At 56.5% G+C, this 15,657-nt stretch carries 14 protein-coding genes; 2 read left to right on the top strand and 12 right to left on the bottom strand.

From position 1 onward, the window contains the following. A complete protein-coding gene (locus DBQ51_RS07870) occupies nucleotides 1-3,381 on the top strand; it encodes a type I restriction endonuclease (protein WP_107631213.1) in 3,381 nt (1,126 codons plus the stop codon). 49 nt (nucleotides 3,382-3,430) lie between these two features. After that, entirely contained in the window at nucleotides 3,431-4,897 is a 1,467-nt protein-coding gene (locus tag DBQ51_RS07865; protein ID WP_159068114.1) for an ISL3 family transposase, read from the top strand. Nucleotides 4,898-5,226: 329 nt separating this feature from the next. On the opposite strand, the gene DBQ51_RS07860 is transcribed toward DBQ51_RS07865, so the two are convergent. From DBQ51_RS07860 to DBQ51_RS07805, 12 genes are read right to left on the bottom strand one after another with little or no spacing between them, the layout of a single operon-like run. Continuing rightward, nucleotides 5,227-6,195: a DUF6744 family protein gene (locus tag DBQ51_RS07860; protein ID WP_107631211.1), complete on the bottom strand. Its 969-nt coding sequence runs from the start codon at nucleotides 6,193-6,195 to the stop codon at nucleotides 5,227-5,229. A 14-nt stretch (nucleotides 6,196-6,209) separates the two neighbouring features. Then, complete coding sequence (locus tag DBQ51_RS07855; protein WP_107631210.1) at nucleotides 6,210-7,235, bottom strand: DUF3854 domain-containing protein; 1,026 nt, start codon at nucleotides 7,233-7,235, stop codon at nucleotides 6,210-6,212. Nucleotides 7,236-7,239: 4 nt separating this feature from the next. Continuing rightward, nucleotides 7,240-9,027 carry an AAA family ATPase gene (locus DBQ51_RS07850; protein ID WP_107631209.1) on the bottom strand — a complete coding sequence of 596 codons (1,788 nt, stop codon included), beginning with the start codon at nucleotides 9,025-9,027 and terminating at the stop codon, nucleotides 7,240-7,242. Continuing rightward, nucleotides 9,027-9,206 carry a hypothetical protein gene (locus DBQ51_RS07845; RefSeq protein WP_107631208.1) on the bottom strand — a complete coding sequence of 60 codons (180 nt, stop codon included), beginning with the start codon at nucleotides 9,204-9,206 and terminating at the stop codon, nucleotides 9,027-9,029. Before DBQ51_RS07845 ends, DBQ51_RS07850 begins: the two co-directional genes overlap by 1 nt. A 13-nt stretch (nucleotides 9,207-9,219) precedes the next feature. Then, nucleotides 9,220-10,002, bottom strand: a complete 783-nt coding sequence (locus DBQ51_RS07840) for a Rad52/Rad22 family DNA repair protein (protein WP_107631207.1) — start codon at nucleotides 10,000-10,002, stop codon at nucleotides 9,220-9,222. A gap of 3 nt (nucleotides 10,003-10,005) precedes the next feature. Further along, nucleotides 10,006-10,677 (bottom strand): hypothetical protein, encoded by a 672-nt coding sequence (locus DBQ51_RS07835; protein WP_159068113.1) that lies wholly within the window; start codon nucleotides 10,675-10,677, stop codon nucleotides 10,006-10,008. Then, nucleotides 10,674-11,255: a hypothetical protein gene (locus DBQ51_RS07830; RefSeq protein ID WP_107631205.1), complete on the bottom strand. Its 582-nt coding sequence runs from the start codon at nucleotides 11,253-11,255 to the stop codon at nucleotides 10,674-10,676. Before DBQ51_RS07830 ends, DBQ51_RS07835 begins: the two co-directional genes overlap by 4 nt. Before the next feature lie 13 nt (nucleotides 11,256-11,268). Then, nucleotides 11,269-11,565 (bottom strand): hypothetical protein, encoded by a 297-nt coding sequence (locus DBQ51_RS07825; protein WP_159068112.1) that lies wholly within the window; start codon nucleotides 11,563-11,565, stop codon nucleotides 11,269-11,271. Nucleotides 11,566-11,582: 17 nt separating this feature from the next. Then, complete coding sequence (locus DBQ51_RS07820) at nucleotides 11,583-11,876, bottom strand: hypothetical protein (RefSeq protein ID WP_107631203.1); 294 nt, start codon at nucleotides 11,874-11,876, stop codon at nucleotides 11,583-11,585. A gap of 14 nt (nucleotides 11,877-11,890) precedes the next feature. After that, a complete protein-coding gene (locus DBQ51_RS07815; RefSeq protein WP_159068111.1) occupies nucleotides 11,891-13,252 on the bottom strand; it encodes a DUF6094 domain-containing protein in 1,362 nt (453 codons plus the stop codon). Continuing rightward, the gene (locus tag DBQ51_RS07810) at nucleotides 13,249-13,974 is read right to left on the bottom strand and encodes a ThiF family adenylyltransferase (RefSeq protein WP_107631201.1); all 726 of its coding nucleotides are present in this window, start codon (nucleotides 13,972-13,974) and stop codon (nucleotides 13,249-13,251) included. Before DBQ51_RS07810 ends, DBQ51_RS07815 begins: the two co-directional genes overlap by 4 nt. Next, entirely contained in the window at nucleotides 13,974-15,416 is a 1,443-nt protein-coding gene (locus tag DBQ51_RS07805) for a Mov34/MPN/PAD-1 family protein (RefSeq protein WP_107631200.1), read from the bottom strand. The genes DBQ51_RS07810 and DBQ51_RS07805 overlap by 1 nt, the downstream gene beginning before the upstream one ends. Between the last annotated feature and the right edge of the window lie 241 nt (nucleotides 15,417-15,657).

Below are 15,657 nucleotides of genomic sequence, written 5' to 3'. Positions count from 1 at the left end.
ATGAACAAGGATGCTCTCCATAAAGAAACTCATTTTGAAGCATACATCACGCGGAAGCTCGCTATGCTCGCAGCTTCAGGATGGCAGGTCAGTAATGACAACACAGGATTCGATCCTAATTCCGCACTGTATATGCAGGATTTCATCGCTTATCAGGAGGCTATAGCCCCAGATAAGATTGAGAAGATGAAGAAAAACATGGGGGCAAATTGGCAAAAGAATTTGGAGCTTTCTCTTGTCAAGTCTTTGGAGAACTACGGGACTGTCATGACGCTCCGCGAAGGCTTCCAGATGGCCGGGTATCAGACGATTACCTGCTCCGGACACTATCCAGATGATCCCCGCTTGCCGAAGCTGAAGGAGAACTATGACAAGAACATTCTGCGCGTCATGCGTCAGGTGCATTATCAGACCGCTGGGAGAAAGTCCCTGGATCTGGTCTTCTTTATCAATGGTATCCCTGTAGCTACGGCCGAGGTTAAAACGGAGCTTACGCAGAAGGTTCAAGATGCCATTGTGGAGTATCAAAACGAGCGCAAACCCATTGAACCCGGAACCAATCGAAAGAACTATCTTCTCATGTATAAACGCGGGGCTGTGGTTCATTTTGCCATCTCCGAGGACGAGATCTGGATGTGCACGGATTTGAGTCCGAAGCAGCCGAAGTTTCTGCCCTTTAACAAGGGAACCGAAGATGGTCATGCCGGTAACCCGCCGATGCAGGAAGGCGACACGGAGTATCCCACGGGCTATTTCTGGAACGACATCTGCCGCAAGGATAGTTGGCTTCGTATCTTCCACAACTTCGTTTTCGAGGAAGTGGAAAAGAAAGAAGACCTCACGGGACGTATCCGTGAAGTCCGTGCGCAAATGTTCCCGCGCTTCCATCAGTGGGACTCTGTCACCAGATGCATCGATGATGTGAAGCAAAACGGCGTAGGGCAGCGCTATCTAATCGAGCATTCGCCCGGCGCCGGCAAAACAGAAACCATTACATGGCTTTCCCATGAGCTCATGCGTCTCATGGAGCCTAATGGCGAGCGCAAGTTTTCTTCCATCATCGTTGTCACAGACCGTGTTAGTCTGGATACAAATATCAAGGCCACTATCAAGCAACTGAAGAAAACCGTCGGTCTGATCGAGATGATCGGCGGCGATGAAACCGAGAAAAAGCAAGGTTCCAAGAACACTCAACTTGCCAAAGCTCTTCATGACAAACGTGAGATCATCGTTGTTACGATTCAGACCTTCCCGTTCGCGATGGAAGCTATCGGAAACGATTCTTCGCTGCATGGGGCCAACTTTGCTGTTCTCATCGACGAAGCGCATTCTTCACAGGAAGGACAATTCTCGGGTAAGATGAAGGCTGCCTTGAAGTATGCTTCCAAGAAAAGCAAAGTCAAAACCAGTGAAGAAGATGCTACCGACGAAGATGCCATCAATGCCTTTTTCCTGCAGATGCAGGAGAGCAAGGTCATGCCGGACAACGTGTCATTCTTCGCATTCACGGCTACCCCGAAAGCAGATACTATGACTCTGTTCGGCCGCCCAGGTACAAAGCTCGATAAAGACGGCAATCCGATTCCGGAATCGTTCCATAAGTATCCCATGCGTCAGGCAATCGAGGAAGGATATATTCTTGATGTTCTTCTTGGATATATGCCGTATAGGACAGCGTATCGTCTCAAAGAGGACGTTGTTCCTGAAAATGTAGTTGACGAACGCGCGGCTATTCGTACCATCGCTCATTGGCAATCCATGCACCCGACAAACGTCATGAGCAAAGCGGAGTTCATAGTAGAGCACTTTGTAAAGAATGTTGCAAAGCTCCTTGACGGTCAGGCAAAAGCCATGGTCGTTACGTTCTCGCGCGCATCTGTCATCCGCTACAAGTACGCAATCGATGCGTATTTGAAGGCCCATCCTCAGTACGACAAAGATAAAATCGAAAAGCGGCTACAATTCACTGTTCCTGGTGAACCGCTGGTTGCATTCTCCGGAAAGGTCAAAGGCGCAGATGCGATCATACCTGAAGATGCGCATATTGTGGATGAGTTCACTTATCTGAAAGAAAACCCGTTCGCCTATATCAAGCGCGATTTTGAGTATACCGAAAACAACATGAACAACATCGGGTATCAGAAAATCGAAACCGCGTTTGATAAGACTGAGAGCCGCATGCTTATTGTCGCGAACAAGTTCCAGACCGGTTTTAATCAGAAGAAGCTCTGCGCCATGTACATTGATAAGCCGATCGCCAACGACATCGAGATCGTGCAGACGTATTCTCGCCTCAACAGAACTTTCCCCGGTAAGGACCGCGTGTTCATTGTCGACTTCGTAAACGATCCCGACAAGGTCGTAAAGGCTTTCCAGCACTATGATAAAGGCGCAAAGATGGAGAAAGCGCAAGATCTCAACTTCATCTATGATCTGAAGCGCGCTCTGGATGATGCAGGCATCTACACTGCGCCTGACTTTGAGAGCTATAAGAAGGTCAAGTACAGATCCATGACAGATGTGGAAGAGACGCGGAGAGATTCATATAGGGCAAAAATATACGCTGCTGTGTCCGTACCTGCTGACCGTTGGAATTCCGCTCTGAGAGCTCAACAGAACGCTTATAACATGTGGTTGAGCGTTAGGGATAAAGCGAAACAAACTGGCGATAATGACGCGGAGCAGCAAGCTGAAACCCGGCTGAAAAACATCCAAGATGAACTGGACAAGCTGATGGATTTCCGCAAAAAGCTGAAAAAGTATTGCGCTGCCTATGACTATATCTCACAGATTGTCGATCTTGGAGATCCTGACCTTGAAGTGTTCCGTAGCTTTGCGAAGCTTCTCTCCAAGAAGCTGGACAGCATTTCCGTGGACGAAATCGATATCAGCAGTCTGATTCTTTCAGACTATAAGATTGCCGCAGTTACCGCTCCTGTTCCAGATCCTAACGACGAGCCGGCGCTGAAACCTATGACGGCGGGCGGCAAAGGCCACAGCAACCGCAAGGAGTCTCTCAGAGCAATTGTGGCGCGCATCAACGAGATTTGGGGCAGCGAGGCATCTCCGGTTACCGGCGCCCGTACAATCAATGCTATTGCCGACTATGTGGCCGCTGATGATGTTGCACGCGTTCAGATCCAGAACACGACGAACTCCAAGGAAGCAATTATCGCAGACGGCCGTATGGAAAGCATCATTCGCCTTGCTGCGATTGCATTGAAGAACAACGAGTTCGGTGATTTGGCAGACCGCATCATTAACGATCCTCAGGCGTGGTATACTCTTGCCGAAATCATCTACGATCTTGTTGATAAGAATAAACGTATAGATATGCCCGACCTGATGAAGCTCTTGAGTAAGGGAAACGGCAAGGACTAAGCCAAGCTCGATGAAATGTCGATCTTGTGTAATCGAAATAGGGGGTTACATGGGAAATAACTCAATCGGTGATGTCCTTACTATTCCTCATTTTGAGTTGCTCAATCTGGATAAAACCACAAAGAATAACATCGAAAAAGTTATTCTTGTCATGAAGTACAATGGCAACATTCCTGTCACTTGCCCGAATTGTGGCGAGAAGCTATACAAGCACGGGGAACGAACCATTAGCTTTATTGATACAACTCTCTTAGGGAGTCCCGCTGAAGCGGAGATCTCATTCCCGAGGAGACGTTGCAAGAAGTGTGGAACGATTTGGAGACCGGACATCCAAGATGTGGACGAAGGACATTATGTTACAAACAGAGCGTTTGCCAAAATAGCAAACAGTTCAATTAAGCAGTCTTTCGAAGATGTCGCAAAAGAATATGGGATCGTCCCAACAACGGCAAAAAATATCTTCGTTAACTACATACGGAAGAAGGGCGATGTGCTCAGATTTCAAACCCCTGCCTTTATCGGTTTGGACGAAATAAAAATCAAAAAACTCGGTGAGGTAACTGTCATCACAGACTTAGAGCATAAAACGCTCTACGACATGACGCTGGGCCGGAATCAGAAAACGCTTACGGAATACTTCGCCAATATGCCAAACCCAGAAAGAGTCATCTGGGTTTGCACTGATATGTACCGTCCATTTGAAAAAACCATAAAAGAAGCCCTTCCTAATGCGCGCTGGGTTATAGATCACTATCATTTAGTGGCCTATGCGAACTTGGCGATGGATGCGGTGAGAAAAGAAATTCAAAAAGGTCTATCGGATAAAGAACGCATTGCCACAAAGAAAGGCTTGGCATACACCTTGAGAACCAGGCAGAGCAAGATGACTTCTGAAGAAGCTGCTCAAATAAAGGAATGCAGGAATAGCGAGAAACTCAATAAATTGGCGATAGCATTTGATTTAAAGGAAGACTTCTTTAATATCTATGACGAGAATCGGACCTCAAAAGAAAATGCGCAGAAAGCCTTTTCGGACTGGGAGAAAAGTATTCCAGCAGATGACATCTTCGAGCCATTCCGCACTCTCGCCAAAACAGTGCATAACTTCTATGAGCAGATTTTCAATTACTGGGATTGCCCAATAGCGATTACAAACGGATTTACTGAATGCACGAACCGAATTATCCGTGAGAACAGCGTTCGCGGGCGCGGCAGTTCTTTTGAGGTTTTGCGCGGAAGGACACTGTTTAGAAAAGTAAACCTTCAGGCGTTGGAAACCAGCGGCATGCTTCTCGGACCGTCAATCCCCAAGAAAGGCCCCGTCTTCCACTTTGAGGAGATTAAAGGAATTGAAGATGAAACAGTAGAGGATGAGAGTACATATTATGACAGCTTCTCTTGCGATCCTTTTGCCGGTTTGAAGGCTTGGGAAGACTACGATCCTGAAACTGGTGAAATCTTCGACGATGGTATTAGCAAGCTCGAAAGCTACGAGGACGATCTTCCGTTTATCTGAGCATACAGCAAAAGAGCATGGTCACTTACGGCCATGCTCTTATAAACAATTGCTTTTCAACCACAAAATAAAGAAAAAATTGTCCGATATTTTCAACCAGAAATTATGGAAAAATATCCTTCCCGCTTTGCGATTTTCAACCAGTTATTGCGGATACCCGTTTAATTGTTTGGGTTGAAAATAATCAGGTATGCTTGCCTGATTACAGGAAGCCCCTTTGAAGCCGGTTTAGCTAAGGTACTAAAAAATATAAATGGAACTTATTATTCAGGAAAGGCGTGCTTATGCACGCCTTTCCTTTCGGTATACGCTATAAATAGAGTGTGCTTTCAGGCTGCTTTCAAAGCCCGTATCCCCTGGGACCGTATCTGCAATTCCTGCTGGTACAGCTGCAGGGAATGAAATTCCTCGTCTGTCTCCGTCAGCTCCTTCCGGAACAGCGCCTCATAGCGCTGTTTTTTCTCCTTCAGTTCCTCTATACGGCGGACCCAGCGCTCCATGATGGCCGCGCTCTGGCAGCCACTGTCTATCAGGTAAGCTGCCTTCTCCTGGTACTCCTGCGCCTCCCTGCGTGCGAGTGCATAAAACTCGCCGGCCATCTTTCCACGCTGCTTTGCATCGTCAGCCACAAAAAAGCTGTTCACCACCAGCGCTTTGTCGTTCCGGTTGGCATGGTTCAGCTGCTCTATCAGTTCCTCGAACAGGCCAACCTGATGCATTTTGTCCCGAGGGATGAAATACAGCTTGCCATAGACCGAAACCGGCAGCGCGTCCAGTGCCTTCAGATAGTGCAGCAGCACCGTGTCTATCTGGCTGCGGCCCAGGCAGTTCCGGAACACGCCGAATTTCTGCTCCATGTCCGTGCAGAGCTGGTCCACATCCAACAGCGGGTCGCCCTGCACAGTATCGTGGTACATCATGCCGGCGCCGCTGTCATAGCAGACGTTGGCCAGCTTCTCATACCGGTTCGTGCGCAGGCCAACGGTCTCCCGCACCAGCTCGCGCGAATAAAGGTTCCCGTCCCGCTGGTTGTCGCGGCAGTAGATACGGAAGATCTCCTGTGCGCCGCCGGAGCCGGACACGGTCCGCCGCGTCACACGGCCGGTCGCATTCCGGAAGGCGTCCACCTCCGAGATGCGCCGCCCGGCATACGGGAAGCCCAACGCCGCGCAGATCCGCTCGAAATCGCTTTGCTCCACCAGCACATCGGCCAGCGAATAATAAAGGAATTTGCCCAGCAGCCGGCTCTCGTCCGTGCTGTTCTGTACTACCATAAAGCCGTTCGCATTGTTTGTCATAATGCAAATCCTCCTTATGCACTTCGTTTCATCGCCAGAAAATCGTCTATGCCCTTGCAGGCCGGATCCCATGCCATCGTGCGGCAGGGGACGCCGGCTTTTTTCATTTCCAGCCGTAGGCGGGAGACAGCCGCCTGTACCTGAGGGTTGCAGCGTTTATCCATGTCGAACGCCTCCCATGCCTGTGAGACGCGGAGCTCCTTCAGAGCATCCGCCAGGAACGAGACTGCATTCACGCCCGGGACGCAGACGAAAAGCGTCCCTCCAGTCAGGAAGCTGGACACATCGCCCTTTATCGGGCCTTCTGTGATCACCGCTTCCTTCCGGCTGCGGTCACCGGCGACATGCACCCAGCTTCTTGCGCCTGTCCCATACGGCTTGCCCGCGCTGGACATCCATGCGTATTTCATGCGTTCCGCGTTGTCGCGCCGGATCTGGACGCCCTGTATACGTCCGTCCGCCGCGCGCACTGGGACCAGCAGGCCGCTGTATGCGCACGTCCGCCACGCGCCCAGTTTGTAGAAAAAGCCGGGGATACCGTTCAGGTCAAAGCGGGCGGAAAGCTGCGCGGCGATCTGGTCGCGCAGCCCCTTCCCGCTCCCCAGCGTGCGGTAGCCGTTCTGCCAGATGGCAGCGTCGGTCAGGCCGCGGGCGAGCAGGTTATCTCTATGCGCCGCGGACAGGGGCAGCAGCCCCAGCATGGCGCGGTACACCGCGTCCCGCCGGTCAAGCGGCGCGGGTTCGCGTTCTGGCGGGCGCTGCACGGCCGGACGGGGGAAGTGGATCACGCTGTCCCCCAGCAGCTCGTGGTAGGCGTCACGGTAAGAAAGCCCGGTGCGCCTTGCGTACAGGGAAACGGCATTTCCGTGCGCCCCGCAGTGGAAGCAGTGGTACTGGTCCGTGCCCGTGTACAGGTACAGCCGCCGTCTGCGGTCCCCGCAGAACGGGCAGTTGATATGCACCTGCCGCTGCCCGCTGTCCTCCACCGGCAGGCCGCTCTTCCTTGCCGTGGGCAGGATGGGGAAGGTCTTATAGCCCATCCCGTCACCCGGCCTTCCGCTGCGGCTCGTCCAGCGCTTTCACCTGGAGTGTCTGCCGCGGTACGACGCGGGCCAGTATCATCTGCCCGCCGTGCTGCGCGGCGCCGAGGTCGCACAGGCTCTCCGTGTTGTCCACGAACAGCGGATAGCTTTTGCCGGATAACCTGGATAACAGCTCTGCCACCTCCAGCCCGCAGCGGACGCGTTCGGAAAGGGAGAGCCGGACATAGTCGCGGCCATCCCAGGTCAGCTTGAACACGTCCCGCAGTTCGCCGCTTTCCTTCATCGGCTCATACAGCTTGAGGCCGGCCCTGCGCATTTTCACAGGGGCAAACAGCAGCGCCGCCCGTTCGGACTGGCAGGCTTTCGCCGCCGTGATCTTGTCGTTTATTGCACGAATTTCTTCATCCAGCTTGTCCAAAGCCTCTTTCTGCCCCCTGGGCAGGCTGCTCAGCAGCTTCTGGATCTGCTCCATTTCGCTCTCCAGTTTGCCTTGCTCATGGAACAGGGTCTGGTATTGCTGCGCCTCTTCGGCCGTCAAGCCACCCAACAAAAGGGCTGCGGACAGTTCCTTGATTTTTGCCTTAATGCTGCCCCGCTGCTGCGCGGCGGCGCCTGTGGGCAGTGTCTGGAGCGCCGTGGCAAGACGGGAGATTTCGGCGGCTTTCTGCGCTTCAAACTGCAGACGGCTTTGGGTTTCCTGTGCGGCGAGCGCTTCACTCTGCTGCCGCAGGGCAGTGCCGTCCGTCTGGATCTTCTGCAGCCGCTGGGTAAAGGCCGCCTGCACTTCAGGAAATGCGGCGCCGTCCAAGCGGCGCAGGCAGGTCGGACAGACACCCTGCTGCTGCAAATACTGTAAGCAGCCTGCCTCGTCATTGTACTTGCCGTACAGGAGCTGAAGCTGACTTTGCATCTGCTGCAGCTGTGCCGCGCCGGCAGATTCGTACTGCCGCTGCTGCGCGGCGTCCAGCTCTGCCTGCAGGGCCGCGTGGCGGCCATCCGCCTGCCCGTCCTGCACCGCATCGTACTGCGCGCTGAGCCGGGCGATCTCTGCATCCAGTGCAGTAAAATCCTGCGCTTCCTGCTTGCGCACGAGCGGCGCGAGCGCTGCAGCGGTGTGGGCAAGCAGGGCTTTCTTTTCGTCCAGCTCCTTTTGCAGCCTTGCACGCTGGCTGTCCGTCTGCTGCATCTGGCCGTCCAGTACCAGCCGGTCCTTTTCCAGCTCCTTCAGCTCGCTGCGCTTCTCTTTCAGGTAGACCTCCGGCATTTCCAGCCGGTCGTCCCCGAGGATGCCGCGCATGTGTTCGCTCAGCTTTTCCATCACCGCTTCGTGCGGCACAGCGGGCAGGTACTGCTCGATCAGCTTCCGCCCGTCCCCGCCGAGTACCTCTGCAAAGTACAGGGGATTGAGAAGGGAGAGGATGAGGTCGCGGCTGCCGAACCGCTCCGCGAAGCGTTCCTGTGTCATCAGGACGCCGTCCAGTGATACGAAGGTCTTCCCCTCGTGCCGCCCGCGGCGGATCACATGCGTCTGGCCGTCCTCCGTGCGCACGGTGACTTCCACGCGCATGCCCGCAGACGACCCGTTCTGCAGCCGGTCCAGATCGCGTCCGCCGAAGTACGGCGCGCCGGTGAGCGCATAGGCGATCGCGTCCGCGACCGTGGACTTTCCCTGGTAGTTGTGGCCCGTGACGGCCGTCCTGCGGCCGAACGTCCAGCTGTGCTCGTCTGCAAAGCAGCCGAAGCCGGTAACGGCCAGCTGTTCAATCTGCAGAGAAGCGATCTGCGCCATCAGCACACGCCCCCTTGCGTATGGCTTTCCATCCAGCCATGCAGGACGGAAACAGCCTCCCTGTATCCAAGCTCTGGGAACTCGCGTTCCAGATACTTGGCGGCGCCGAACATATCGATCAGCCCGCTGTCCCGCAGCTCGTCCAGATAAGCATAGTACATGCGTTTATCCTGTTCCATAGCATCCTCCATTTCACGCGGCAGGCTGGTAGTCCTGCAACTCATAGTACGTCCCGCCGGCGGCGCTGCGCCGCACGATCTTCGCGCCCTGTATCCGCACGCCGTTTGCCAGCCCGGGCTTTGTCCCGAGGCTGAACACCTTGAACGCGCGGCCCGTCGGCGTGACCAGATCGACCCACGCCGCAGCCGGATAGCCCTGCACTGGCGCGGGCTGCAGGCTGCGTACCGCATAGATGTCCGCCGGCGCATTGCCTGTGTTGGGCGGCTGCGCAGGGGCCAGCCCCAGCTTTTGCAGCTGCTCCGTATAATACGAATCCAGCTCCGCCGGATGGGCGATCTGCCTGTACCTGTCCAGGGACGTCCATTTGGCAGGGATCTCATACAGGTACCGGCCAATACCCCAAAGCACAGACGCGCGCTTAAAGCTGTCCGAGATACCGCCCTTGATGGCCTCGATATCCGTATTTTCCGCACCGTCCACCTTTTCCACCCATTCCCTGCGCTCTTCATGATAGATGGAGAGCCCGCAGAGCTGGGAGGAGACAGGCGCTTTCGGCGCTTCGGACGGGTCCTCATACTTGCCGGGCTTGGGGATGTACTGGTGCCACGGGATGAACCTCGTGCGCCAGAAAAACGGCCCAACCACATCGTCCAGCCGGTTCTGGATCGCGCGGCTGTCTATGAATGCCACGGCCAGCCCTTCGCTGTTCGAGTTTCGCGTTTTGGTCACGCGCCACTCCACGTCCGCGGCCGCGAACGGCTCGCTGAGCCGCTTGTGCAGTTCTGCTCCGGTCATTCGTCATACACCTCCCCCGATGAAATCCGTAAGCGTTTTCCCGTTCGGGATCAGCACATCGCTGTAATAGTACGCGGGATCCTTGTCCTTCAGGTGCTCGAACAGCTCCCGCGCGGACAGGCCGAGCCTTGTGCAGTCCGGCTTATAATAATCGTCCCCAAAGGGCAGGGAGAGTACGCGGTGCATCAGCCCGCGCAGCTTCCACAGCGTATCGTAGCCGGTGAACGGGTTGGTCCCCACGCAGAGCGAGAAGCCGCTGACATTCGGGAACGGAAACCGGTACAGCTGGCTTTCGGGCATGAGCGCGCCGGTATCGGCCACCGCCATCTGGAAACCGTTCAGCATCCCGCCTTTCATTCTGCACCGCAGCAAAAGGCGAGGCAGCGGGAAATCTGGGTATACGGTCTTATGATAATAGACCGTGCAGCGGTCCGTGACGTTTTGGAGCGTCACGTCCCAGCCGTCCGGATACGCGGTGAGCGAGGCGACGCCCGGCGGGAGCAGGCCGCTCCGCACAGGGGCCATCCGGGTATGCGCCTCGAGCCCGCTCAACAGCGCGTATCCGGGGATATGCCTGACTTCACGTGTGCCGTCTTCGCGGATCAGCTCGGTCTTCACCACGCTTTTCAGCGGGTCCAGATGCAGCACAGCCTTGCGGATGCTTCCAGCCATCATGCCGCCTCCTTTGCCTGCGCGGAATGCGAAAAGCTTATGACCTGTCCCGTCTTATCGTCCGAGGCCAACAGCTCCATACTGGAGCGGAAATACGCCATCACATCCAGCAGGCCGGCCAGCAGGGGCTCCCAGTCCGTAAACTGGTCCTCATATATCCAGACAGATAAGCCAAACCCGCATTCATGGTGTGTCTGTGTTACCAGGTGGAACCAGCAGCTGTACGGGCAGTAATCCAGCATGGTGTTATTGAAATACGAGAGCGCGTCCAGATAGTAAACGTCCTGCTTGAGCGGGATACCGGCCTGTTCCGCGTGCCTTTGCGCAAAGCGGAAATAGTCCTGTATCACGGCGTCCGAAAAGTACATCCGGCAGGTCATCGTATCCTCGTCTTCGCGGATATCAACGAAGTCCGCCAGCGCATCGAGCAGTTCGGACCAGTAGGTATAGAGGAAGTCCTCATCGCCCCAGAGCGCATTTCCAGTGTTCCGGATGAATTCGTCCAGCCTGCCGGCTTCCTGATATCTGGCTGCGAGTTCCAGCTGCAGGAATGCGTACTGCAAGTCCTCATAGCTCCGCATGAATATCGCCCCCTCAGACATAAAAGATCTGCGGCTGCGGCGCCGGCTTTGTATAAACTGCGGGCTGGTACAGCTGGAGGACCGGGCCGCCAAGGCTGTCTGCTTCTTCGCAGCGGTAATACATGTCGCGGGCGTCCTCCGGCTGGAAAGCACCCCAGTCTATTTCATACAGGGAAATATCCTTCCCAAACAGGAACGGCAGGGCGACGTGTTCCGTAAGATACCCTGTGCCGAACAGCGGTTCGTTCTCATTGCTCTCCGGCAGGCTGTCCAGACTGCGGATAAAATCCGTCATGTTCAATTTCAGCATCTTCCTGTCCTTTCTCATTAATATTCGTCCGCAAACAGGATGGTGGTCACGGAGCGGTCCCACTCGGTGATGATGAACACCTTCTGTCCTGCTGCCTGATACGAGGAGAGCAGGCGTTCGCCGTTTTTCACTGCATGGTCATTCTGCGCCCAGTCTTCGTCACAAAGGTCTCCCCAGTCACAGCGCAGGTGGCGGCTGAGCAGATGGCCGATGACCAGGCTGTTCAGTTCCTCCGCAATGCGCCGTGTCACAACGATCTGACCGGCGGGGAACGGTACTTCATGGATCACATGCGCATTTTCTGTTTTCATTTTCGTTCCTTCTTTCATGCCAGCAGCTTCACGCCTTGGGGCGTGAGCACATTGAACACCATCTTATTGCTCGTCGTCTCGACAATCTCTGTGGTAGTCGTACCGTCTGTCTCGTCGTACTGCTCGCCGGTGCGCCGGCGGACCGCTTTTACAACACGGCCTTTCAGGACATGCGGCGCGCCGCACTCGATCAGCCCGTTGATGAGGCCGGAGCCGCCCACCAGGCCGATCTGGCCGATGGTGAGCGGCAGCGGCGGGCGCTTTTCACGCCCGTCCAGCGCGGACTGCCGCGGCAGCATACTGCCCATGCGGCGCATCTGGTCCGCGAGCTCGCGCACGTTGAACCGAGCGCCCTGGAACAGGGGAACAGCCTTCTCTGCATCCGGCAGCGGATAACTGCCCGGTGGGATCTGGTCCAGCGCAGGCAGCTTATCCGGAGACAGCGACGCCATTTCCAGCAGCCGCGCCATGCGCGGGTTCTCCGCGCGCGGCTTGCGCACGCCCAGCACCGCGATCTGCCGGAACTTCCGGAACTCCTCTTCACAGAAGCGGTACGCCATCAAACTGTCAAAGTGGGCGGCGAGGAAGCGGCACACGTCCTCGGTGAGACGGTAATAGGGGATGATGCAGGCCAGCACCCCGCCCAGCATCAGGTGGTTATAGCTCTCGCCGAGGAAGCGTTTCTCGCTCCGCGCGCCGCCATAGAGCTGCAGGTACGGCGGGTTGAGGAACAGCAGGTGGAACGCGCTGCGCGAGATGCGGGAGAAATAGTAGCTGCCCATCGCGACGTGGTCCAGCTGTTCCTGCGCCGCCTCCGCGCGGCTGTCATCCAGTTCTGCGCCGTAGGTCACGGCGTTCCCGCCGTCCCCAAGCTGATGGAGGGCCTTGCCTTCCCCGCAGCAGGGGTCCAGCAGGTTCACCGTTTTGCCTTCTGGGAACACCAAAGCGCGGCGGATATACGCGACATGCGCCGGGTCTGTGGGATAGTACCCGAGGCGGACGCTGTTCATCTGCCGTCCGATCGCGGCGGCGGATACGGTTTTTGTCCCCGCATCCGGCAGCACCGGCCTGATGTAAGCCAGCCAGTCCGAAAACGCTTTTAGCAGCTTGCTGTAATCCGGCGTCTGGATATGGAAACTGGATACCGCCGCGCTGAGCTGCGCCGTATAGGCGGAGACCCTGGGCAGGTCCAGCTCTTCGAGCAGGAGCGCTGCTTCATGGAGGGCGGATGCCAGCTTCTGTATCTGCTGCGCGATCTGCCGCAGTTCCGCCGCGCCGCCTGCCTCCCGCAGGGCGGGAAGCTGGCCGGCACACCAGCGGATATCCTGCGCAAGCTCGCCCAGACGGCCGCAGGCATACGGGATCTGCTCCATCATGCCGCCCTCCGTTTCGGGAGCAGCGGCCGGACGTTCACTGTCCTGCTGGAGAAGGTAGTCATGCGGGTGGTAAGCTCGCCGCCGGCGATGATGTTATACAGCATGCACAGTGTAAGCGTGGCCGCCATGAGGTTGGCCGTCATGGCCTGCGGCGAGGATACGGAAGCCTCCGTGCAGGACAGCTCACTGGGGAATTTGTCCGTTGGATTGAGGATATCCGGATAAAACCCCGCGACAGGTTTGCGCAGCGTGCGCCCGCCTTTGCGGACGCCGCACACGACCTGCCCGTTCGCCAGCCCGTTGCCGGAATCGATGTAGACCAGGTCGCGCGCGTGGTAAAACACCTCGTTGCACATCCTCCGGCTGCGGTTGTTGTCCACGCAGCCGAGCAGGATAACGAGCGCGTCTTCCTGTTCCGGTTGGAGCAGCCGCCGGAGCTCGTCCTCGCTTTCGATGTAGCGCGGCATATAGCAGCACTCCATACCGAACGCTGCCGAATACCGCTCCGCGAGTACCTCCGCCTTATTGCGGCCGAGGTCGTGGGAGACGAAGTTCTGCCGGACAAGGTTACGCTTTTCCACCAGATCCCCATCACAGAGGATGGCCGTGGAAGGGCGGAACACCGAATACAGCAGGCGGTACAGGTGCGGGGCGATATGCCCGCCCGTGCCGCCGCAGCCGAGCATCACAATATGGATGGGGCAGGAGGCAGGGAAGCGCATCACGCCGCCTCCTTCAGGCCGGTTTCTTGAACGGCTTTCAGCCACTCAGGGGCGAAAGGGACGTCTGTCCGCTCGCAGACCTGCTCCGCCGGTACCTCAACATGGCGGCCGCCGCACGCAAAGCGGCAGCGGATGTCCGGATAATACCGGTCCAGGCGGCCGATGACCATGTACAGGCGCGTGGCCTGTTCGTCTGCATCGTCTGTACGGGAAAAACGGGCGGCCATCGTGTTATGCGAGTGCACGTCCATGACGTGCAGGTACCGCTCTGGGTCCGGCTGCTGCGAGAGGTCTGTCTCCACGCTGGCCTTATCAATGCGCTGCGGCGGGACGTGCAGGACGTATTGGCGTCCCTGCCGGTCCCACAGTACGTTGACCAGCGCCTCTACATCCCTGCCGTAGTCCACGCACACGCGCCGGAAAAATGCGATGATCTGCGCGAGCAGAGCCGCCGGGAGCCGGGGCAGGCTCATATGGAAGCCTGACCGGACGCCCTCCAGCTCCGCAATATGCTGGGACGGCGCGATAAATGTGCCGATCCCGTTGCGGCGCATTTCGTATACCCTGCCGTCCTGTGCGGGGATGTATGCGATAGCCTTATCCGACTGCTCCGCCTGTTCTGTGCTGCAGAACAGCCCCTTGTAGCCTGGGAAACGCAGTACGCCCTTTTTCTGGGCCGTGACCGTAGGCTTGACGGTACATACCGGATCCTTGTCCTTTTCCTTCAGCTTTTTCAGTGCGTCCTTAAATTTCCTGCCCTTCTCGATTTTGGCCTTTGTCTCGAAGATACTCGCGTCCGCGCTGGATACCCGCTCCGTGATACCGGCGCAGCTCACAGTCCAGGACACATGGCTGCGCGCTTCGAGCTCAGGGCAGTCCGCGGACATTTTGACGCGGAGCTGTTCAAAGGTCATGGCGGGGTCTGTGATATCTTCCCGGATAGAGCCGTACTCGAATACAGGGGTTGCGTTGGCCAGCCGTGCGAGGCGGGCCTCCGCATCGTCCTCCGCGACCGCGCCGAACAGGTCTATGACCTGGCCGGCCGCGGGCTGCGGGACGGGCGCTGCTGCAGGTTGCTGTACTGGTGCAGCGGTGGCTGCCTGCGTTACGGGGCCTGCTGTCTGTTGTGTGGGCGCCTGAGGCTGGCTTACCGTTTGCTGTACTGGCTGCGGTGCGGGGAGGGGGACGCCCTGCGGCATCTGCTGCAGGACGGGCTGCCCTGCACGGTACGGCGCAGTTTGGGACGGCTGCATCTGCGGCTGCGATTCCGGAGCTGAGGCCGGCTGGCTTCCGACAGGCGCCGGCTGGGGCTGCATTACCTGCGCTGATGCGGGTATCTGGTCCCCAAGGTCTACCGGCGGGAGTGCGGAACCGAAAAGCTCCTCCAGGCTATTTCCGATCCCAAGATCCATTCCGTTCATGCTGTTGTTCTGTTCGCTCATTGTCTTTTTCCTCCATTCTCTGTTTTGACGCAAAAAAAGACCATACAGCATCCGATAGTGGATTTCTGTATGGTCTAGTCAGGTGATGAATCAAGTACGGAGCTGGTGTGCGGTCCAGACAGGCAGACTGCCTCCTGGGCGGGTTACTCTGACACGAATTACTCTGACCTGATTTCTCCTTTAATATAACACGGTTTACCTGCTCTGGAAAGATGAAATGTTTTTACCCTTATTAAAGTAA

The organism is Agathobaculum massiliense (genome assembly GCF_900291975.1).
GTDB lineage: Bacteria > Bacillota > Clostridia > Oscillospirales > Butyricicoccaceae > Agathobaculum > Agathobaculum ammoniilyticum.
This window is presented reverse-complemented; position numbering and strand designations above follow the sequence as displayed.

What these genes read in the sequence shown, in the direction of transcription:
- DBQ51_RS07870 (WP_107631213.1), top strand. Translation starts at nt 1, where the DNA reads ATGAACAAGGATGCTCTCCATAAAGAAACTCATTTTGAAGCATACATC.
- DBQ51_RS07865 (WP_159068114.1), top strand. Translation starts at nt 3,431, where the DNA reads ATGGGAAATAACTCAATCGGTGATGTCCTTACTATTCCTCATTTTGAG.
- DBQ51_RS07860 (WP_107631211.1), bottom strand. Translation starts at nt 6,195, where the DNA reads ATGACAAACAATGCGAACGGCTTTATGGTAGTACAGAACAGCACGGAC.
- DBQ51_RS07855 (WP_107631210.1), bottom strand. Translation starts at nt 7,235, where the DNA reads ATGGGCTATAAGACCTTCCCCATCCTGCCCACGGCAAGGAAGAGCGGC.
- DBQ51_RS07850 (WP_107631209.1), bottom strand. Translation starts at nt 9,027, where the DNA reads ATGGCGCAGATCGCTTCTCTGCAGATTGAACAGCTGGCCGTTACCGGC.
- DBQ51_RS07845 (WP_107631208.1), bottom strand. Translation starts at nt 9,206, where the DNA reads ATGGAACAGGATAAACGCATGTACTATGCTTATCTGGACGAGCTGCGG.
- DBQ51_RS07840 (WP_107631207.1), bottom strand. Translation starts at nt 10,002, where the DNA reads ATGACCGGAGCAGAACTGCACAAGCGGCTCAGCGAGCCGTTCGCGGCC.
- DBQ51_RS07835 (WP_159068113.1), bottom strand. Translation starts at nt 10,677, where the DNA reads ATGATGGCTGGAAGCATCCGCAAGGCTGTGCTGCATCTGGACCCGCTG.
- DBQ51_RS07830 (WP_107631205.1), bottom strand. Translation starts at nt 11,255, where the DNA reads ATGCGGAGCTATGAGGACTTGCAGTACGCATTCCTGCAGCTGGAACTC.
- DBQ51_RS07825 (WP_159068112.1), bottom strand. Translation starts at nt 11,565, where the DNA reads ATGCTGAAATTGAACATGACGGATTTTATCCGCAGTCTGGACAGCCTG.
- DBQ51_RS07820 (WP_107631203.1), bottom strand. Translation starts at nt 11,876, where the DNA reads ATGAAAACAGAAAATGCGCATGTGATCCATGAAGTACCGTTCCCCGCC.
- DBQ51_RS07815 (WP_159068111.1), bottom strand. Translation starts at nt 13,252, where the DNA reads ATGATGGAGCAGATCCCGTATGCCTGCGGCCGTCTGGGCGAGCTTGCG.
- DBQ51_RS07810 (WP_107631201.1), bottom strand. Translation starts at nt 13,974, where the DNA reads ATGCGCTTCCCTGCCTCCTGCCCCATCCATATTGTGATGCTCGGCTGC.
- DBQ51_RS07805 (WP_107631200.1), bottom strand. Translation starts at nt 15,416, where the DNA reads ATGAGCGAACAGAACAACAGCATGAACGGAATGGATCTTGGGATCGGA.